General features: G+C 71.0%; 16 protein-coding genes. 2 read left to right on the top strand and 14 right to left on the bottom strand.

Annotation, left to right across the window (positions count from 1 at the left end; genetic code table 11):
* Nucleotides 1-38: 38 nt before the first annotated feature.
* The 3 genes from GA0070619_RS01380 to GA0070619_RS01370 all read right to left on the bottom strand — a co-directional run bounded on the left by GA0070619_RS01380 (nt 39) and on the right by GA0070619_RS01370 (nt 3,032).
* Nucleotides 39-1,169 carry an epoxide hydrolase family protein gene (locus tag GA0070619_RS01380; protein WP_088946368.1) on the bottom strand — a complete coding sequence of 377 codons (1,131 nt, stop codon included), beginning with the start codon at nt 1,167-1,169 and terminating at the stop codon, nt 39-41.
* Nucleotides 1,170-1,298: 129 nt separating this feature from the next.
* Nucleotides 1,299-1,826 carry a WapI family immunity protein gene (locus GA0070619_RS01375; protein ID WP_088946367.1) on the bottom strand — a complete coding sequence of 176 codons (528 nt, stop codon included), beginning with the start codon at nt 1,824-1,826 and terminating at the stop codon, nt 1,299-1,301.
* Between the two features lie 45 nt (nt 1,827-1,871).
* A complete protein-coding gene (locus GA0070619_RS01370; RefSeq protein WP_088946366.1) occupies nt 1,872-3,032 on the bottom strand; it encodes a hypothetical protein in 1,161 nt (386 codons plus the stop codon).
* 160 nt (nt 3,033-3,192) lie between these two features.
* Here GA0070619_RS01370 and GA0070619_RS01365 point away from each other — a divergent pair, with 160 nt between their 5' ends.
* Nucleotides 3,193-4,755, top strand: coding sequence for a gluconokinase (locus tag GA0070619_RS01365; RefSeq protein WP_231927224.1), 1,563 nt, complete (start codon nt 3,193-3,195; stop codon nt 4,753-4,755).
* 24 nt (nt 4,756-4,779) lie between these two features.
* Here the strand turns inward: GA0070619_RS01365 and GA0070619_RS01360 are convergent, their stop codons facing one another.
* Nucleotides 4,780-5,064, bottom strand: a complete 285-nt coding sequence (locus tag GA0070619_RS01360; RefSeq protein WP_088946364.1) for a putative quinol monooxygenase — start codon at nt 5,062-5,064, stop codon at nt 4,780-4,782.
* A gap of 154 nt (nt 5,065-5,218) precedes the next feature.
* On the opposite strand from GA0070619_RS01360, the gene GA0070619_RS01355 reads away from it, so the two are divergent.
* Nucleotides 5,219-6,514: a serine hydrolase gene (locus GA0070619_RS01355; protein ID WP_157743869.1), complete on the top strand. Its 1,296-nt coding sequence runs from the start codon at nt 5,219-5,221 to the stop codon at nt 6,512-6,514.
* A gap of 4 nt (nt 6,515-6,518) precedes the next feature.
* On the opposite strand, the gene GA0070619_RS01350 is transcribed toward GA0070619_RS01355, so the two are convergent.
* From GA0070619_RS01350 to GA0070619_RS01305, 10 genes are all read right to left on the bottom strand, one after another.
* Nucleotides 6,519-7,289: a hypothetical protein gene (locus GA0070619_RS01350; RefSeq protein WP_157743868.1), complete on the bottom strand. Its 771-nt coding sequence runs from the start codon at nt 7,287-7,289 to the stop codon at nt 6,519-6,521.
* A gap of 91 nt (nt 7,290-7,380) precedes the next feature.
* On the bottom strand, nt 7,381-8,139 hold the full coding sequence (locus tag GA0070619_RS01345; protein WP_088946361.1) for a MerR family transcriptional regulator: 759 nt from the start codon (nt 8,137-8,139) through the stop codon (nt 7,381-7,383).
* A gap of 50 nt (nt 8,140-8,189) precedes the next feature.
* Nucleotides 8,190-10,511, bottom strand: a complete 2,322-nt coding sequence (locus tag GA0070619_RS01340) for a putative bifunctional diguanylate cyclase/phosphodiesterase (RefSeq protein WP_231927223.1) — start codon at nt 10,509-10,511, stop codon at nt 8,190-8,192.
* A 188-nt stretch (nt 10,512-10,699) separates the two neighbouring features.
* Nucleotides 10,700-12,901, bottom strand: coding sequence for a trypsin-like serine protease (locus tag GA0070619_RS01335; RefSeq protein ID WP_088946360.1), 2,202 nt, complete (start codon nt 12,899-12,901; stop codon nt 10,700-10,702).
* A gap of 282 nt (nt 12,902-13,183) precedes the next feature.
* Complete coding sequence (locus tag GA0070619_RS01330) at nt 13,184-13,417, bottom strand: zinc-ribbon domain-containing protein (RefSeq protein WP_088946359.1); 234 nt, start codon at nt 13,415-13,417, stop codon at nt 13,184-13,186.
* A 123-nt stretch (nt 13,418-13,540) separates the two neighbouring features.
* Nucleotides 13,541-13,822 carry a hypothetical protein gene (locus tag GA0070619_RS01325; RefSeq protein ID WP_088946358.1) on the bottom strand — a complete coding sequence of 94 codons (282 nt, stop codon included), beginning with the start codon at nt 13,820-13,822 and terminating at the stop codon, nt 13,541-13,543.
* A 140-nt stretch (nt 13,823-13,962) separates the two neighbouring features.
* Nucleotides 13,963-14,832, bottom strand: a complete 870-nt coding sequence (locus tag GA0070619_RS01320; RefSeq protein WP_088946357.1) for an SRPBCC family protein — start codon at nt 14,830-14,832, stop codon at nt 13,963-13,965.
* Nucleotides 14,825-15,382, bottom strand: coding sequence for a winged helix-turn-helix domain-containing protein (locus GA0070619_RS01315; protein ID WP_088946356.1), 558 nt, complete (start codon nt 15,380-15,382; stop codon nt 14,825-14,827). Before GA0070619_RS01315 ends, GA0070619_RS01320 begins: the two co-directional genes overlap by 8 nt.
* A 100-nt stretch (nt 15,383-15,482) precedes the next feature.
* Entirely contained in the window at nt 15,483-16,826 is a 1,344-nt protein-coding gene (locus GA0070619_RS01310; protein ID WP_088946355.1) for a class I SAM-dependent methyltransferase, read from the bottom strand.
* Entirely contained in the window at nt 16,823-18,220 is a 1,398-nt protein-coding gene (locus GA0070619_RS01305) for an FAD-binding oxidoreductase (RefSeq protein WP_088946354.1), read from the bottom strand. Before GA0070619_RS01305 ends, GA0070619_RS01310 begins: the two co-directional genes overlap by 4 nt.
* Nucleotides 18,221-18,297: the final 77 nt, after the last annotated feature.

Below are 18,297 nucleotides of genomic sequence, written 5' to 3'. Positions count from 1 at the left end.
CAGCCGCCGGGCAGGACAGGACAGGCGAACTACAGCAACTACGCGCGCAGCGAGGTGAAGAACTGCCTCATCTCACTGGCCAGCAGATCCGGCTCCTCCAGCGGCATGAAGTGCCCGCCCCGGCCCGGCTCGCTCCAGTGCCGGATGTCGGTGCAGGCCCGCTCGGCGATCTCCCGGGGGAAGTTGGCCATCGAGGGTTCGGTGCTCACCGTGAACGCAGCCGGCACGGTGATGTCGGGTCGTGGCGTGTTGTGGCCGAAGTCGGCGTACTGCCGGAACGACGACCCGATCGTGCCGGTGACCCAGTAGAGCGTGATGATGGTGAGCAGGGTGTCGGTGTCGATGCTGTTCGCCAGGTCCCCGTGGTTGTCGCTCCAGTCGCGATACTTGTCGACGATCCAGGCGGCCAGCCCAGCGGGTGAGTCGGCGAGCGCCGCCGCGAGGGTGTCCGGGCGGGTGCCCATGATGGCGCTGTAGCCGCCGTCGGTCTCGTCGTACGCGGCTTCGGCGTTCAGGTACGCCTGCTCGGCCGCCGACAGTGGACGGGCGTCGAAGCTGGCCGGGAACGGTGGATGGATCATGTGGATGCCGGCCACCTGCTCCGGATGGAGGGCACCCAGCCAGCCTGTGACCACTCCCCCGACGTCGCCGCCGAAGGCGCCGTACCGCTCGTAGCCGAGCACATCGGTCATCAGCTCGTGCAGCGTCCGAGCCAGCAACGCCCGGGTGACCGGCTCGTCCGGAACCTCCGAGAAGCCGAAGCCTGGCAGCGAGGGCACCACCACGTCGAAACCGCCGCCGGCAGGGCTGGTCAGCCGGTCGACCAGCGGCAGCATCTCGACGAAGCTGCTGGGCCAGCCGTGGCTGAGGATCAACGGCAACGGCGCGGGCGTACCCGCCGGGCGCGCGGCCCGGACGTGCAGGAAGTGCAGCTTCCGGCCGCCGATGACGGCCAGGTGCTGGGGGTACGCGTTGAGCTCGGCCTCGCGGGTTCGCCAGTCGAATCCGTCGTGCCAGTAGGACACCAGGTCCCGCAGGTAGTCGGGGTCGACGCCGCCCTGCCACGGCTGGTTGCCGCTGCGGTCGGTGAATCGGGTACGGGCCAGTCGGGCCCGCAGGTCGTCGAGGACCGCATCGGGCACGTCGATGCGGAAGGAAGAGACAGACATTGGTCCTCCGATAAGGAGGGCGCTCCCCGACGCGGAAGGTCAGCTGAGGGGGACGGCCGAGAGGAGCGCCCAGGAATGACGATGGGTGGTCACCGGGCTCACCTCCTCTCGTGGCTGACGAAGATCACTCTAGCCTAGTGGGTCGGGGAGCCGGCCCCGGGCTGGAAACCGTGACCGGGTCCGTGGCGGGTACGCCTCGCAGTGTTCGGCCCAGTGCTGGGCGGCGGTGGCGAGGGCGTCGGCGGACACGGTGAGGACCAGCGGGTAGATCGCGGTGGACGGGCGGCGCATCCACGGTGGCAGCGACTCGGCGGAGAACTCCACGATCAGTTCCAGCCGGCGGCGGCGCAGCACCCGGCTGCGCAGGGCCAGGTTGGGTTCTGTGAAGCGGACCAGCGCCGGCGGCGCGCTCAGCCCGAGGGCGGCGGTGGCCTGCCCGTGCAGCCAGCCGCCGAGGGCGCGGGCCTCCTCGACCATCAGGCTCGGGTAGTGGTGTGACCAGGTCTGACCGTCGGCGGTGCGGGCGTCCACCTCGATGAGCAGCCAGTCGTGCCAGCCGGGCGTGGGCCCCTCGGGGTCGTCGGGCGGGTCGATGCCAGGCTGGTAGCCGACGGGGCGTATCCGCACCCGAGCGCCATCGTCAGACCGGATCTCCACTCGATCATTCTGGCCGACCGAAGCAGACTTTCGCCCCCAAATCGGTCACTTGGCGACGGTTCGCCGCACGCCACCGTGCTCCGCGCAGGCATTGGGCCGGCCGCCGGTCAGGCTCACCGAACCGTCCCGACACTGCACGAGGTAACCCCGGCCGGACCAGAACTGCGGAACGCAGTCGAACCAGTCGCACACCTCGGCGGCCGGCTTGCGGATCCGCGTCCCCCCGCAATAGTCGTACCCCAGCGGGTTTTCCGGCGCCCCACAGCGCGGGCCCTGAGACGCGCTCGGTGACGGCCGTGGCGACCTGGTCGGCTTCGACGGCGGGGTGACCCGCACCGGCGACGGGCGGATCAGCGCGGGCGCCGCGCTGTGGGTGGGTGGCGCGCTCTGGGTGGGTGCCGGGGTGGCGGCGGCGGCGACCTCCGCGCCACCGGTCGGGTCGGACGGGTCCGACTCGATCAGCGCCGCCGGCACCAGCAGCGCGATGGCGGCGGCCACCGCGAGGGTCCGCCGACCACCCGGCACCCGCGCGGTGAACCGGGCCTGCGCGGGGGTGTTCACTGCCGGCCGGAACGGCTTGAGCTGGGCGTGCTCGGCGATCAGCTCGTCGAGCTGGGCGAGCACCGCGGCGCGTTGTTCGATCGCGTCGGCGAAGGCCAGCGTCAGCTTGAACCGGAAGTCCGGCGCGGCGTCGGTGGGCAGCAGCAACCCGGAGGTGAGCCGCCGGTCCAGCGCCTGGATCAGGGTGACCGGGGCCGCCGGGTCGTGGGCCAGCCCGGTGATCCGGCCGTACGCCCACTCGCGCCGGCCTCGCCCACCGAGCAGCACCAGTCGACGGCTGGTGATCACGGCCATGCCGGCGTCGGTGACGCGTACGCCGTCGGGGCGGCGCGGGCGCAGCGGCCCGGTCTGCGGGGCGACAGTCAGGTCGGGCGCGGGCAGCACCGTGGTGTGCCGCACCTCGACCAGTTGCGCCGCGGGCAGCGCCCAGAGCACCACCTCGTCGGCGGCCAACTCCAGCGGCAGTCCCGCACCGGCCGCCGCCGAGCCCTGGAAGTCGGCGGCCAGGACGCGCAGCCGCCGTAACTCGTCGTCGCGTCGCCGCCACGCCGCTTCGGCGCCGCGGTAGGTGCTGACCCGCCGCACGTTCTGCCGGTGCGCCCACCGGTAGCGCCAGGTGGAACCCGTCGATTCAGTCTTTGCCACGCCGACTCCTTCGCCGCGCAGGCCACCAATCTGGGGTGTCATGGGGATTAACAGGCGCGGCGCGGCGCTCGGAAACGCCGAAACGGGCGAACTGTCCGATCGGCGGAGCAACCAACACGATAGGGCGATACTGTTGCGTCGATTCATGTATACCGAGGGGGTGACGGTAGTGCCGCCAGCCACCCTGCCTGGGGTCGTGGTCGGGGTGGACATCGGCACCACCAGCACCAAGGCCGTCGCGTACGACACCGACGGGCGGCAGCTCGCCAGCCACTCGGTCGGCTACCCGCTGGACGACCCCCAACCCGGGTACGCCGAGCAGGAGCCGCAACTCATCCTCGACGCCGTGCTGAAGTCGATCAGCATGGTGGTGGCCGAGCTGGTCGAGCCGGTGGCCGGGCTCTCGTTCAGCTCCGCCATGCACAGCCTGATCGGCCTGGACGCGGCCGGCAACCCGCTCACCCCGTCGATCACCTGGGCCGACTCGCGCGCGACCCGGCAGGCGGAGCGGCTGCGGGCGGTGCCGTCCGGGCTGGCCCTGCACCGTCGCACCGGCACGCCGGTCCATCCCATGTCACCGCTGCCCAAGCTGCTCTGGTTCGCCGAGCAGGAGCCGAAGCTCTTCAAGAGCGTCGCGCACTGGGTGGGCATCAAGGACTGGGTGCTGCTGCGGCTCTGCGACGCGCTGGTCATCGACCACTCCATCGCCTCGGCCACCGGCCTGATGGACATCCACACACTGGAGTGGGACAGCGAGGCGCTGACCATCGCCGGCATCACCGAGGAGCAACTCCCCCAGCTCGTCGCCACCACCGCCGTGCTGCCCAGCCTCACCCCGCAGGTCGCGGCCGTGACCGGTCTGCCGGAGCGCACCCCGGTGGTGGTCGGCGCCGGGGACGGGCCACTGGCGAACCTGGGCCTGGGCGCGGTGCACCCGGGGATGGTGGCCTGCTCGATCGGCACCAGCGGCGCGATGCGCGTGATGGTGGAGCGGCCGGGCGTGGACCCGCTGGGTGGGGTGTTCTGCTACGCGCTGACCGAGCACCGCTGGACCGTCGGCGGCGCGATCAACAACGGCGGCATTGTCCTCAAGTGGGCCGGCGCGGCGCTCGCCCCGGACCTGGGCGAGCACGCCGAGGAGGAGCTGGTCGCCCTCGCCGCCCGCGCGCCGGTCGGCTCGGGCGGGCTCATCATGCTGCCGTACCTGCACAGCGAACGCGCGCCGCACTGGAGCGCGCTGCCGCGCGGCGCGTACGTGGGGTTGACCCACGGGCACCGCCGCGAGCATCTGATCCGGGCGGCGCTGGAGGGGGTCTGTCAGCAGCTTGCGCTGGTGCTCAGCTCGGTGCGCTCGGCCGGCAACGAGGTCCGCGAGATCCGGGCCGGTGGCGGTTTCGCCCGCAGCGGCCTGTGGCGGCAGATGCTCGCCGACGTGCTCGGCCTGCCGGTGAGTTTTCCGGCCGCGCACGAGGGGTCGAGCTTCGGCGCGGCGCTGCTCGGCATGCAGGCGCTGGGGCTGATCCCCAGCATCGACGTCGCCGCCGACCTGGTGCGGATCGAGGAGACGGTACGCCCCGATCCGGCCGCCGCCGCCACCTACGCGGCGCTGCTGCCGCTCTTCGCCGAGCTGTACGACGCGCTGGTGCCCGCGTTCACCTCGATGCGCCGGCTGGCGCCCAGCCTGCCCGCGGAACCCGAGCCCTCGGCGGGACCGCCGATGTGACCCTCCGGCCGTGGGTGACCCGGGTCAGGGTGCCTCGACGCCGGAGATGAGGTAGCGCTGCACGTCGGCGTCGAGGATCTCCACTTCCTGCGTGTCACTCGGCCCGGAGCCCCGGAACGCGGCCAACTGCTCCGCGGACTCCCAGCGTTCGTAGACGTGGATCCGCCCCGGCTCCAACGGGTCGGCCGCGAGCAGGAAGTCGAGGCAGCCGGCGGTGGCGCGCGCCTGCGCGATGACCTGTTCGCAGTCGGCCAGGTAGGCCTCACGTGCGGCCGGTTCGACCTGCAGACTGCCTGCAATGATCAACATGGGGACCTCCGGGGTCGGTGCCGCTGATGAGGCTGATGCCTGTGAGTCATTTTTATACCTGTGAGTCATCACGCTCGTGCGGACATCGCCGCCCGGACGGGTGACGCCGGTCCCGCTGGCCTCACCAGCCTCCGGCGCTTCATATCGTGCAAACGTGAGAAAAAGCGACAAGAAGCGCTCATCTTCCCTGCTGGGGGCCCCTGTCCGCGTACCCCTGAAGTGGCTGGCGGCGACGGTCGCGCTTGCCGTGGTCGCGACGACCGGGCCGGCCACCGCGGACGGTCAGGGCCACGAGCCCGGTGTGGAGCCGACGCCGGAGCGGGCGCCGACCAGCGAGGTGTCCTGGTTGTCGTTCCCCGGCGGGGTGTTCGCTGTGGACTCGCTCGGGCACACCGTGCGCTACCGCGCCTGCGACGGCGACACCGGCCGGGTCGCCGACCCGGGCATGCGGGTCGCCGCCGGGGTGGCCAGCGGCGCTGTCGTCGTCGGGGGCACGGCCTACCGCTACCGGGTGCCGCTGGTTGGACGCGCCGAGGGCACGCTTGAGGTGATCCAACAGCACCGGTCGCCGACGACGCTGACCGGCGTGGTGGTCACCAGCCCGCAACCGCCCACCGACCCGATCGCCGGAGCCCGGCTGTTTCCGCTCAGCGGGCAGCTCGCCCGGGTGGTCGCCGACGCGAGCCTCAACCCGGCCGGGGTCACCGTCCGCGACCTGTCCGGCCGGTACGGCGACCAGCAGATCGCGGTCAACGGCTCGCTGCGCCCCAAGGCCGCCAGCGTGATCAAACTGTGGATCCTCGTCGAGCTGCTCCGCCGGGTCGACTGTGGACAGGTCGCCCTCGACGACGGCGTGCTGGTCACCCCGGAGGACGTGGTCGGCGGCACCGGTCAGTTGCAGTTCGAAACGTTCCCGCAGGTGGTCACCCTGCACCGGCTCGCTCGGTACCTCATCAAGTACAGCGACAACGTGGCCGCGAACGTGCTGATCACCTACCTGGGTGGGTTCGCCCCGGTCAACGCGCTGATCGACTCGATGAACCAGCGGTCCACCATCCTGGCCCGCCGGATGCTCGACAGTGCGGCCGCCCAGCGTGGCGAGGAGAACTACACCAGCCCGGACGACGTGGTGTCCCTGCTCGGCGCCGTCTGGGACGGCGAGATCCTCACCCCCGCGTCCCGTGACCTGATGATCGGGTTCATGCGGGAGCAGACCCTGAACACCAAGATCCCGGCGGCGTTGCCACCCGGGGTGCCGGTGGCCCACAAGACCGGTGACCTGCCGGACGCCTCCCACGACGTCGGCTACTACCTGATCCCCGGCACCGAGACCGCCGTCGCGTTCCTCACCGCCGGGCCGATGGCCACCGGCGACGAGACGGTCCGTCGGATGGCCCGTACCGTCTACGACTTCGTCGTCACCCCCGGCGAGGGGGCGGTCGAGGAGTGAGCCGTCAGGCGCCGGGGATGTTCGCCGGCGGGTCCTCGCCAACCAGGTCGACCGCCGGCGGGTCGGCCGACACCGGCGACCCGAAGTCCGAGTACGTCAGGTCGAGCTGTGCGGTCTGCGACTGCTCGCTGGCCAACTCGATGCGGTAACGCACCAACCGCCCCTGCTCGTCGACGGCCGCCGTGAACGGCACCGCCCCGGCCCGGTCACCGAGCACCTTGCTGACCCCGCTGCCCAGCACCGCGCCACTCTCGCGCAGGTCCAACGTGCCGGCGAACTCCCGCGTGGCCGTCTGCCGGACCCCGGCCGGCGCGGCCAACGTGCTGGCCAGCCGGGTGTTGTCCAGGCCCTGCTTGGCCGCCGGCTTTCCCGCGGCGCCGACGTGCCACCAGGTCTTGCCGTCCCAGACCGGCACTCGGCGGTCCGGGGCGGTCACCCGCACGTAGACGTCCGGCCCGGTCGTCAACCGCTCGATCTTCACCTCACCGGTGGGCACCTTCAGCGAGGTGGTCTCCAGACCACGCTTCGCCTTCGGGTCCCACAGCAACACCGTGGCGTCGCCGTCCGCGCCGCCGGTGCCCACTGTCAGCTTGTACGGCTGCTCGTCGGCCTTCGCGGCGGCAGCCTTCAGCACGGCCACCGGGTCGGTCGGGCCGGCCGACGCCGCCGGGCGACCCGCGTCCGGCTCGTCGCCGCCAGCCACCAGGGCGTACGCCCCGGCGCCCACCGCCACCACGAGCACGGCGACAGCAGCGATCAGCTTCGGCTTCTGCACGGTCATCTCCCCCGAGCGGCACGCCGCCGGCCGGTCGCCGATCGACGCTCACCGCGGTGCGGTCCGGCCAGACTAGCCGGACCGCCCGACGTCACGCGCGGCTGATCGCGTTGGCGTGGATCGCCTCGTTCAGGTACGCGGCCAGCCCCGGGGCGATGCTCTCGTAGTGCGCGGTGAACCGCTCGTCGGCCAGGTACATGTCGGCCAACCCGGTCTGCATCTCGTACGAGCACTCGTAGAACCAGCGGCTGATGATCTGCCGGTGCTCCTCGGCCAACTCCATCGCCTCCGGGCCGTCGGCCGGGGCGCCCGAGGCCATCACCGCGACGATCCGTCGACCCCAGTCCTCGTTCTCCGCCTTGATCCGTAGCCAGTCCTCCTTGCTGTAGCGGGAGGCCCGCCGGTTCGACTCCCGGTACGCGTCGGTGTCACCCCAGCGCTGCTCCGCCTCGGCCTGGTGCTCCTCCGGGTCGACGTCACCGAAGACCTCGAACCGCTCTTCCGGAGTGAGTTGGATGTTCAACTTGCTCGCCTCCATCGCGAACTCGATCGCCGTGACCATCTCCTGCAACCGCTTCATCCGTACCGTCAGCAGCTCGTGCTGTCGGCGCAGGTGGGCGGCCGGGTCGGCCGCCGGGTCGTCGATGATCGCGGTGATCTCCTCAAGCGGGAAACCCAGCTCCCGGTAGTACAGGACGAGTTGCAGCCGTTGCAGGTCCGCCTCGTCGTAGCGGCGGTAACCAGCCGAGGTCCGTCCGCTCGGCGAGAGCAACCCGATCTCGTCGTAGTGGTGCAACGTCCGGATCGTCACGCCAGCCAGCTTCGCCACCTGACCCACCGTGTACGCCATGGTTCCCCTCCCTTCCGGGAACCAGGCTCCCGCCTGCCGCTACGTGAGGGTCAAGCCCGATTCTGGCCCACCATGGCCGGGCCGTCCGGCCGCCCGTACAGATAGCCCTGACCGCGCGGGCACCCGATCGCGGTGACCGCCTCGTGCTGGCGCTCGGTCTCCACTCCCTCGGCGACCACCGTCAGGTCGAACGCGCCAGCCAGCCGGGTGATCATCTCCACGGTGGCGTACGCCCGGTCGTCGGCACCCAACCGGGCCACGAACGAGCGGTCGATCTTCAGCTCGGTGGCCGGGATGCGGTGCAGGTAGCTCAGCGACGAGTAACCGGTGCCGAAGTCGTCGATGGCGATCCTGATGCCCAGCTCCCGGATCTGGTGCAGCCGCTCCAGCACCGCGTCGGTGCCCTCGATCAGCGCCGACTCGGTCAGCTCCAGGGTCAACGCCCGCGGCGCCAGCCCGGCGGCACTGGTGGCCGCGGTGACAGTGGCGATCAGGTCCGGCCGGCGCAGGTGCGCCGCGGCGATGTTCACCGCGACTGTCGCCTCCGGCACCCGGCCCCGCCAGGTCGCGGCGGCCCGGCACGCCTCGTGGATCACCCAGCGGTCGATCGGCAGGATCAACCCGGTCTCCTCGGCCAGCGGCAGGAACCTCGCCGGTGGCAGCATCCCCAGGCGCGGGTGCCGCCAGCGCACCAACGCCTCGGCGCTGCGAACCGCGCCGGTGCACAGGTCGACGATCGGTTGGAACTCCAGGTGCAGCTGCTCCTCGTCGACCGCGCGGCGCAGATCGGCGATCAACTCGGCGCGGGAGACGGCCGACTCGCGCAGCGCCGGGGTGCACGTCCGGTACGCGGACTTCCCAGCCGCCTTCGCCGCGTACATGGCGATGTCGGCGTCGCGCAGCAGGTCGGTGTGCGAGGCGTGCTGCGGGCCGTACTCGGCGATGCCGATGCTCGCCGACGGGTGCACCCCGACGTCCTCCTCGTCGCCGGAGGGCCGCAGCGCGTCCAGCAGCCGCTCGGCGAGCCGCTCCGGTGAGACCGGTCGCTCGCCGTCGACCAGCACCGCGAACTCGTCGCCACCGAGCCGGGCGATGATGCCGTCGTCGCTCACGGCAGCCCGCATCCGGGCCGCCAACCCGGTCAGCAGAGTGTCGCCGGTGGCGTGCCCGAACCGGTCGTTGACCTGCTTGAACCCGTCCAGGTCGAGCAGCAGCACGGCCACCGGTCGACCGTCGCGCAGGGCCAGGCGCAGCCGCCGGTTGAACAGCAGCCGGTTGGGCAGCCCGGTGAGCTGGTCGCCGTACGCGAGCCGGCGCAGCCGGGCCACCAGCCGCAGGTTCTCGTTGGCGGCCAGCCCCTGCCGAACGGCGAGGGCCGCGAGCAACGCCATCATGGTGACGAAGACCAGCTGCGGGGCCTGCCCGGTGGGCCGACGGGTCAGCACCACCGCGATGATCGCCCCACCCACCGGCAGGTACGGCAGCGCCACCCGCCACCAGGGCGGCAGCGGCGACCCGGCGGCGTCGTCGGTGCCGTCGCAGTCCGGTGGTGGCGGATTCCGGGTGGCCAGGCCGATCAGCAGGTAGCTCAGTGGCCAGCACAGGTCGATCGGGTGACCGGCGGCGTAGTCGGCACGGACGACCAACGACACGTAGACGACGTCGGCGACGACCCGCAGGGTGAGGCTCGCCGCGAGCACGCTCATCGGCCGCCACATCGGCCGGGCCGGGCCTGCGACGGCGACCAGGATGGTGAGCTGCATCAGGTCGAACATCGGGTAGAGCAGCCCCAGCGTGCGCGCCGGGTCGGCCAACTCGGCGGCGGCCACCCCGCGGAACACCAGCACCCAGCCGATCGGCACCAGGGCCAGCGCGACGATCACCCCGTCCAGCAACGTGCGGGCCCGCCCCACCGCCGTCCGGGGCGCCGACGGCGAGCTGAGCAGCGCCGCCGTTCCGGTGAGGATGCCGGCGGTGAAGACCACCCCGATCAGCGGTGTGTGCGGCAGGTCGCCGCCGACGAGCCGCTGCGTCGTCCAGATCGCCCTGCCGAGCGCGGCGAGCGCCATGGTGACGGCGAGCAGCGTCCAGAACCGGCGCAGTGGTGCCGGATGCCGGCGGGCCACCCCGACGCACGCGAGCGTCGCCCAGCCGGCGACCAGCATCCCGCCGAGGTCACTGACCAACGCGGCACCGGGCAGCGCGGCAACCAGCCAGCACGCCTCCACGACCAGAACCACGCCGACGGCGATCAGGCCACCACGGGCCGTCCGGGACGTCGCGAAGGCCGGCCGGTCAGCGGGGTCGGGACGCGTGGGCGGTGCCGACGCGGTGGACACCGCGACGGCCTGGCTCACGTCCTGCGGTGACACGGTGAACGCTCCGGCTCTCTCTCGTGGTGCACCCTCGACACCGAGGACCGGTCCCAGCAAACCTGGAAAGCCTAGCCAGCGGCCGGATGACCCGCCAGAGCCGAACGGCAGGCCCGCGAATGACAAAAGGTGCGGGCCACCCGTCACCGGGTGGCCCGCACCGTCACTGCGGTTGGGTGGTCAGCACGTCACCATCGGCGGGTGCTGTCCGGCCACGAGTCGTACGGCAGAGCCGAGAGCAGCGGATCCCAGCCGGTGCTCGCGCTGCCGGCGGGCACGTAGGCCGTGAGGTCGGTGCCGCTGCCGTTGTACGGGCTGGCATCCAACCAGCCGGTCACCACGCCGTTCGCGTCTCGGCGGTAGTAGTGCCCGCCGCCAGGGGAGAAGAGCGATGTGACGCCGCCCCAGCCGCTGCTGGCCGGATCCACGCGGCTCCACGGACCCGTCGCCGGGATGGTGTACGCGGCGAGGATGCCCCCGCTCGTCGTGGCGAGCAGCCGACCCTGGCCGGTGGCGGCCAGTGAGGGCACCCCGAAACCGCTGTCGATGACTATCGTGTTGCCGGTGATGTCGGCCGAGGCACTGGCCGGCTTGGCCTTCGTCACCGTGTACCGGTGCAGGACACCGCCGGCCTGACCGAACAGCGAGCCGAAGCCGTCGTACACCAGGCGATCGTGGGTCCACCCGCCGCCGATGCGCTCGGCCGTACGAGTGAAGGTCAGCGGGTCGGTGCCGGTGATGTCCACCCGGTACAGATTGCCGTTGTTGGTCACCAGCAGCGTGTCCGAGTTGAGCGTCGCCATCGCCTTCGGAGCGAACCCGAGGGTCTGCGCCGACACCGTGGTGACCCGCTTCTCGCCGGTCACCGGGTCGAAAGCGGTGTACGACAGCCGTCCGTCCGGCTTTGCGCCGAAGACCGACACCAGGCCGGTCCAGGGGCGGGCGGAGAGCAGGACCTGGTCCCACCCGCTGGTGCTGACCGGGTCGTTCGGGAAGGCAGCGATGTCGGACCCGCTGCCGTTGAACGGGTTGGCGTCGCGGTAGCGGTCCAGCCGACCGGCCGAGGTGCGGGCATAGTAGACACCGCCGCCGGGCGACAGCAGGTGCGTCGGCGCTGCCCAACCGGTCTTGGCCAGTTCGCCGACCGTCCACGCATTGGCACCGTTGCCGTAGATGCGGTACGACAGCAGCCGCCCGTCCGCGAGCGTGCCCATGATGCGGCCGGCCCCGGGCGAGGTGATGGTCTTCTGCGCGAAGCCGGACGAGACGAGGGTGGTCCGGTTGAGGTCGGCGCCGCTGGTCGGCCTGGCCTTGGTCAACGTCCGGCGGTACAGCTCGTTCGTGTTGCCGTTGATGTAGTAGAGCGAGCCGTAACCGTCGTAGGTCAGCCGGTCGTACGGTGAGAAGCCGGTGGCGATGTTCGTGGCGGTGAAGGTCAGCGGGTCGAACCCGGTGACGTCCACCCGGTACATGGTGCCGCCGGTGTCGGTGATCAGGATGGTGTTCTCGTTCAGCGTGGCCATCGCCTTCGGAGCGAACCCGAGGGCGGCGGCGGAGGTGCGGTTGGCCCGCAGGTCGCCGGTCGCCGAGTCGATGACGCTGTAGGTCAGCCTCCGGTCGGCCTGCACCCCGAAGATCTGGACGTCCGCTGTCGCCTCACCGATCCAGGCGGCGAGGTCGTCGACCCGGGTGGCGGTCGCACCGTCACGTGTCTCGACCTCGCCGAGGCAGCCCTTCTGCCAGGACGACGCGACGACAGCCACCAGCGTGGCGACGCCGCCGTTCTCGCGGAACACCGGGGCACCGGCGTCACCCCGGCACAGGGTGGCGCCGCTGGACGCTCCGCTCAGACCCACCGTGGTCGCGGCGACGTTGTCCACAGTGAAACTGCCCTGGTGCAGCCGGTCGGGAACCCACTCGGTCGACGTCCGGCCGTACCCGGTCGCGGTGAGCGTCTCGGCGGCGGCCGGCGCGGTGCCGGCCAGCGTGACCGGGCCGACGTCGGTGACCGGCGTGGAGAGGCGGGCCAGCACGAGGTCGCGATCCGGGTGCGGTGTGAGCGACGCCACGCCACGCTGCTGACCGGTCGTGCCGCTCAGGTCGGTGCGGCCGACCAGCACGGTGCTCGGCTGACTCGGCGGGCCGGACCCCACGGCCGTTGAGCCCGTGGTGAAGCAGCTCTTCGCCGTCACCACCCAGTTCTCGTTGATGAGCGCGCCGGAGCAGGCGAGCTCGGCGCCGAAGCTGATTTTGACGTTGAAGCGGTAGGTGCCGTCCGGGACCGGCTGGGCGCCGGCGACGGCGTGAGCTGAGCCGCCGCCCAGCAGGCTGGCAAGGACTGTGGCGCCGAGCAGGGCTGCGCCCCACCGACGCCTTCGGTGTGCTGACAAGTGGACCCCCGCGTCCGTGGCGTGATCGCCCTCGGGTGGGCGATCAGCAGATCGACCGGACTGACGGTAATCGATAGCGGGGAATGCGGTAAACCCCGTCAGCGGCCGGCGGAGCGGTTCCAGGGAGATCGGGGCAGGGCGGTGCCGGCCACTGGGCGGCGTGCGCGGCGGCGTCTGCGCCGGCCGGGGGTGCAGGGCGGGCGGGCAACGGTGTGCACTGCCACGTCGACCTGCGGCGTCGGTCGGCCGATCAGCCAGCAGAGGAAACGTTCCATCGGGAGATCAGCCGACCGGGAGGCGCTCAGCGTCGGACCTGGAGATGTCGTACTGCGCCCCGCAGAACGTGCACTGCTGCGCATACCGGGTGCGGATCGGAATGAGCGGTATGAAGAACAGGGTGAATTTCGTCGAGCGGCGGGTGATCACCTGCGCGGCCTGGTTGCCGCAGTGACGGCAGACCTGCTGCACGACACCGGACCGGTCGACCTTGGTACGCAGACCAAAGATGAAGAACATCGCCCGCCAATACCCACTTCACCCCGAGAACTCACCAGATCCGGCCGGCGAATCAGGACAAGCATCGCCGCGGGTGCACAGGATCGTGATCGAGGCGAGGCACTCAGCTGCCGGGCGCCGCCCTCAGTGCCAGGGCCGGCGCTGGTCCAGCTCGCCCGCCAGCCGGCGGAGAAAGTCGCGGAACCCCTGCTCGCTGTGCGACGTCTCGATCTCGTCGGTGAGCGGACCGTCGTACTGCTGCGCCTGGACGATCGCTTCGGCGTACACACCCGGGCCGTCCCCGAAGTAGCGCCGCTCGACCATCGCTGCGGCCATCTGACTGGCGGAGTCGTCGTCCAACTGAGGGGTGAACATCAACCCGTACAGGATCTGGTTGATGACGCCCTTCCAGTTTTGGCTGTCCATTCCATCCACCCTTTCCGACGGGTCAGTTCAACCGGGTACGGCCATCGAAGCCGAAGAGCGGAGACCCGTCGCTCGGTCCCTCCACCTTGGACGCCGATGGCTCGGTCTGTCCAAGGTGGAGGTGACCGGAGACGTCGAAGTCAGCTGGCCGGCTGGGGCTCCAGGCCGGGGATCTCGGCGGGGAGCCAGATCGGCTGCCAGTCCGGCACCTCGTGGAAGCGGCGCAGCTCGGCCAGCCCGGAAACCGACCCGGTCCAGGCCGCGTACGGCGGGTTGGTCTCGTCGAAGCCGCTCTGCACGAACGTCAGCGTGGTCCGGCCACCGGACTCGGCCAGCTCCCAGCTGGTGACGCCGACCGGGCCCCAGTCGACGGACATCTTCCGGCCCGGCTCCAGGTCGACCACCTTGGCCGCGTAACCGGCGTCGAACCCGCCCATGGCGTACCGGCCACCGACCCAGGGCTCGATGCCGATCGGGTAGCCGAACCAGGCGCTGGCCTGCTCGGAGTCGGTCAGCGACTCCCACACCTTGTCGGCCGGGGCCGCGATGACCAGCTCACCGCGCAGGTCGGCGGAGGTGAAGTCGGTGCGGGGCAGCAACGGCCGGCCCTCCAGGTGGGCCGCCAGGTTGGCGATGCACAGCGACCAGTACGTCTGGAGCACGCCCCGGATGCTGGAGCCGCTCATCGCCTCGGCGAAGTCGAAGTGGCTCTGGGTCAGCGTCAGCACGGTGCTGTCCGTGCCCTCGGCGGTCAACTGGAACTCGGTGGTGGTCTCCACCCCGTCGAGCAGCCAGCTGAAGCGCAGCGTGTCGTCGTCGGCGTGCAGCAGCCGCTGATGCGGGGCGTCACCCTCGGGCGTGTAGCGGCCCCAGAACTCGTACCTCTGGGGCAGCTCGACCTCGGCGTCCTCGGCCAGCCAGAGACGCAGCTCGGCCGGGTCGGTCAGGGCCTCGCGGACGCGCCCGACGGGGGCGGAGAGACGGGCCTGGACCTTCAACGGGTCACTCATTGTCATTTCCTTTCGGATAGCAGGCGACGGCGAGCTTGAAGGCGTCTCCTTCACTGCCGCCGTAACGGGCGAACAGGTCCTGAAGTGCGGTTTGCAGGTCGTGCAGGAACTGCTGGCGAAGCTCGGCCGGCACCCGGATCTCGCCGGAGACGCCGATCGAGGGCAGCTCGGGGGCGGCCCGGTCCAGGGCCGCCACGTCGGCCTGGACCTCTTCCATCAGGTCGAGCAGGTAGCCCAGGCTCAGCTCGTCGCGGGCCCGGCGCAGCCCGATCCGGCCGACGAGCCGGGGCGACAGCCAGTAGGACCGGGCGGCGGCCTGGTAGATGCCCTCGGTGATCCCGCGGACCTTGCGCTCGTTGACCAGCTCGACCAGGCCGGCCGCGACGAGCTGCTTGACGTGGTAGTAGACGCGCTGTGGCGTCTGGTCGAGTCGGGCCGCGACCTCGGTGCAGGTGCGCGGTTCGGCCAGTTGTCGCAGCACCTCGACGCGCTGCGGCTTGAGCAGGACTTCGGCCTGCTCGATCTGCTCCAGGTACAGGACATCTCTCATGGCAAAATCAGTTTGTACGTACAAAACTTGTTTGTCAATCGGTTCGCGAGAAGCCGCGCCGACTTTCTCGACGCGGCTTCAGGCAACGGTCAGCAGGTGATCAGGGCAACCAGTCCGGTCGCAGCGGATAGCCGTTCACACCGTCCGGCCCGTTGTGCGTGGCCAGCACCTGGTGCAGCTGGATGCCGTTGCGCTCGAACGCCATCCGCGACCCGGCCATGTACAGCCCCCACACCCGGGCGGTGCCCGCACCCACCTCGGACACACAGAAGTCCCAGTGCTCGACCAGGTTGCGACACCAGGCAGCCAGCGTCAGCGCGTAGTGCTGGCGCAGGTTCTCCTCGTGGTGCACCTCGAAGCCGGCGTCGTGCACCTCGCTGATCAACCGGCCCGGACCAGCCAACTCGCCGTCCGGGAAGACGTACCGGTCGATGAACGCGCCGGAGCGGTGCGGCGCCCGATTGTCCGCGCGGGTGATGCAGTGGTTGAGCAGGCGGCCGCCCTGCCGCAGTCGACTGCGCAACGCCCCGAAGTAGGCCGGGTAGTTGCGCACCCCAATGTGCTCGGTCAGTCCGATCGAGGAGACGGCGTCGAACTGCTCCGGCGGCGCGTCCCGGTAGTCCAGGTGTCGCACCTCGGCCAGCCCGGTCAACCCCTCCCGCTCGATCGCAGCCTGCGCCCACTGCGCCTGCGCCTGCGACAGGGTCACCCCGAGCGCCTTGACGCCGTACTCACGCGCGGCGTGCCGCACCATGCCACCCCAGCCGCAGCCCACATCCAGCAGCCGCATGCCCTTCTTGAGCCCCAGCTTGCCGGCGACCAGGTCGTACTTCGCGGCCTGGGCCTGCTCCAGCGTGTCGTCCGGAGACCGGTAGACCGCGCAGGTGTACGTCATCGACGGGCCGAGCACCTTCTCGTAGAAGGCGTTGGAGACGTCGTAGTGGTGGGAGATAGCGGTGCTGTCGCGCACCCGGGAGTGCCGCATCCCGTTCATCACCCGCTTCCAGCGCGGCAACGCCTCCTGCGGCGGTGCCGGCGGCGGCATCAGCCGCTCCCAGCCCAGCCCACGCACCAGCGCCAGCCCCTCGGCCAGCGACGGTGGGCGCAACCGCAGCTCGTCCTTGAGCACCCGCAACGCCTCGTACGGGTCGCCCGGGTGCACACCCTGCAACGCCAGGTCGCCACTGACGTAGGCCCGGGCCATGCCCAGGTCACCGGGCGCGGTGAGCAGATAGGACAAACCCCGCTCGGATTGGATCGCCAGGGTGATGCCCGCGTCGGACGGGCCGACGGAACTGCCGTCGTACCCGGTGATCCGCACCGGCAACGGCCCCGAGGTGACCGCGCGGATGACATCCGCCACGGTCGGACCCGTTTGCCGGCCCCCCGCCGGTGGGGTGGCGGGGACGCTCGCCGCCCCCTGATCTCTGTCGGTCAGGCTCATGCTCGTGCTACCGCCTTTTCGTACAGTCCCGTCAGCCGGTGGTCCGGGTCGTAGCGGTCTTTCACCGCGCGCCACGTGTCGCCGCCGTAGAGGCGATCGAAGGCGTCCCGGTCGTAGTACGCGTCGGAGTAGAGCGACTTGTGCCCGCCCGACTCCGACACCCTGCGTTCGATCGTGCGGTTGACGTCGCCGTCGGCGGCGCCCGGCGCGATCGGCACGCTCCCCCAGAACCCGATGTTGACGTAGTCCTGCCCCGGCCGGAGCGGATACAGCGGCCAGGACCGTGCCGAGCCGGGCCCCGCCGGCTCACGCAGTCGCAACGGACACAGCCACACCGGGTTCATCCCCACTGCGCTGGCGAACCAACGCACGAAGTCAGCCGTCTCACCCAGCGGGATCTCCACGTCCTGCACGACCCGCTCCCGGGCCGGTTGCCCGCGCAGCCGGTCGATCCGGGCCGCCACCTGGTGTCGGTGCTCAAGACGGACCAGCCGGTGGTAGAAGTCGCTGCGCCGGTAACGCGCCGGCCAGAACCTGCGCATGACCGGGTGCTGCGCACCGAACGCCGCCGAGCACCAGAACCAGTCGGTGTCCCAGCGCCAGAGATAGTCGTGCGCGGTGAGCACGTCGCGGGTGCGCTGGCGCAGCGACCGGTAGTAGATCGCCTGGCCGGTGTAGTCGCTGGGCGGGCCGGCCGCGTCGGTGAACGTGGCCAGCACCAGGTACGCCTCACCGGGGCTGAACATCACCCCGTCCATCGCGTCGACCGGCTCGCCGGCCCAGGATCGGGTCGCGGTCACCTCCGCGATCGCGTCGGTGAGGGCCTCCAGCTGGGTGAACCGGACGTTGCGCAACGCCACGTACCGGCCGACGGGTTGCAGCTCGATGCGCAGCCGGGTGGCGTAGCCGAGGCTGCCCAGCGAGTTGGGGAACGCGGCGAACAGGTCGGCGTGCTCCCCGTCGGGTCGGGCGGTGACGATCTCGCCGGAGCCGGTGAGCACGTCCAGCTCCCGGACCGACTCGTGCGGCAGGCCGTTGCGGAACGAGGTCGACTCGATCCCGAGGCCGGTCACCGCACCGCCCAACGTGATGGTGCGCAACTGTGGCACCACCAGCGGCATCAGCCCGTGTGGCAGGGTCGCGTCGACCAGGTCCTCGTACGTGCACATGCCCTGCACGTCGGCGGTGCGGCCGGTCGGGTCGACCGACAGCACGCCGTTCAGGCCACTCACGTCGAGCCCCGGAGTCCGGGGAGCGGACCGGGGGCGGAACAGGTTGGAAGTGCGTTTGGCCAGCCGGACAGGCTCGCCCGTGGGCACCGCGGCGTACGACCGTCGCAGCGTGTCCACCGCTTGATCATGGTCAATGGGGTGATCCACACGCTCAGCGCGCATGTGATCACCTTACGCTCGCGTTCCAAAATCCGTGGGACGTCGACGATGGGAGTTTCCCGTCCGCTGACCGGCTGGGC

The sequence above is a fragment of the Micromonospora zamorensis genome (genome assembly GCF_900090275.1).
GTDB classification, from domain to species: domain Bacteria; phylum Actinomycetota; class Actinomycetes; order Mycobacteriales; family Micromonosporaceae; genus Micromonospora; species Micromonospora zamorensis.
The sequence above is the reverse complement of the archived record's forward strand: the minus strand, read 5'-3'. Positions and strand labels throughout refer to the sequence as shown.